This window comes from Bartonella sp. AA97HXZ (assembly GCF_042196985.1).
GTDB lineage: Bacteria > Pseudomonadota > Alphaproteobacteria > Rhizobiales > Rhizobiaceae > Bartonella.
This window is the reverse complement of sequence record NZ_JBHIRC010000075.1, coordinates 1-1,309: the sequence shown is the minus strand read 5'-3', so window position 1 is coordinate 1,309 and position 1,309 is coordinate 1. Positions and strand designations below refer to the sequence as shown.

At 40.4% G+C, this 1,309-nt stretch carries 2 protein-coding genes; both read left to right on the top strand.

All coding sequences use genetic code 11. The annotated features are described in order from the left end of the window. Positions 1 to 560 (top strand): toprim domain-containing protein (locus ACFINE_RS09750; RefSeq protein WP_375621892.1); only part of this gene is annotated, 560 nt, incomplete at its 5' end. A gap of 12 nt (positions 561 to 572) precedes the next feature. Next, a partial coding sequence (locus tag ACFINE_RS09745; protein WP_375621891.1) for a DUF3987 domain-containing protein occupies positions 573 to 1,309 on the top strand: 737 nt, incomplete at its 3' end.

Sequence of the window (1,309 nt, the reverse complement as noted above, 5' to 3'; positions counted from 1 at the left end):
GGCAACAAAGCCAACCAATCAAAAATACTTTAGCAGAAACCTATTTACGTATGCGGGGTATTACATGTGATTTGCCTACTGATTTACGCTTTTACGACAAATGTCCACACCCCTCTGGGGGTACACTGCCCGCGTTAGTGGCTCTTGTTAAGGGTGCTGGTTCCTTTGCCATTCATAGAACCTTTTTAAAAGACAATGGCTGCAAAACAGATCAGAAACCAGCAAAAGCCATGTTGGGATCTGTAACAGGTGGTGCTGTGCATTTAAGTCAAGGCAATCCCAAACATCTGGTCATTTGTGAGGGCATTGAAACCGGTCTGGCTCTTTTGTCTGGGTTGTTATCAGAGCCCGTTGATTTATGGGCGTCTCTTTCAACCAGTGGCATGATGCGTGTGAATTTACCCCATACAAAAGGACGTCTCACCATTGCAATGGACGGCGATGATGCGGGTCGTAAAGCAGGTTTTACCCTAGCTGCACGTGCTTATAGCCAAGGCTTTGAGGTCTTTATGATGCAAGCTCCAAAAGGAACCGATTTTAATAACGTATTACTTTCTTAAAAGAGGGAAACTATGAAAGATAGTAATTTACAAAACAATAATGAAAATACTCCCATCAATGATAACGATAATGTCTCTTTAAACGAAAATACTTGTTTAAAAGCCATTTCTTATGAACAAGCCTTGCAACAAAATGGTTGGGGGCAATTACAACCGATTGCTACGGCTCTCTTACCCGTCGAGCCTTTTAAAATATTCCTGCTTCCAACACCATTAATAAACTATGTTTATGACGTTGCTGATATTCAACAATCTTCTATCGATTTTGTTGCTGTTTCTGCTTTATGTGGATTGTCTGCTGTCATTGGAAATGGCGTGCGGGTTTCTCCAAAACAACATGCCAATTGGAAAATTGTTCCTAATCTCTGGGGTGCCATTGTGGGGGAACCTTCAACTATGAAAACAGATACCATGGAAGCTGCTTTAGCACCTCTTGATGTTTTTCAAGAGGAATGGCATCAAGAATGGTTAAAGAAGAAAAAACAGCAAGAAACAAAAGATATTCTTATTGAATTAGACAAAAGAGAAAAGAAAAAACAAGCCTACAAAGCACTCAAAGATCAAGACGAGGAACAAGCCCTTGCTCTTCTTTCTCAATCTCTTGAACATAAAGAAAGTGAGGAAGATGACACGCTTAATAAACGACGTCTTATTGTCAACGATGTGACCGTCGAAAAGCTTGGGGAACTTTTAAAAGAAAACCCCCGTGGTTTATTGTTGGTTCGTGATGAATTATCTGGTTTTTTATC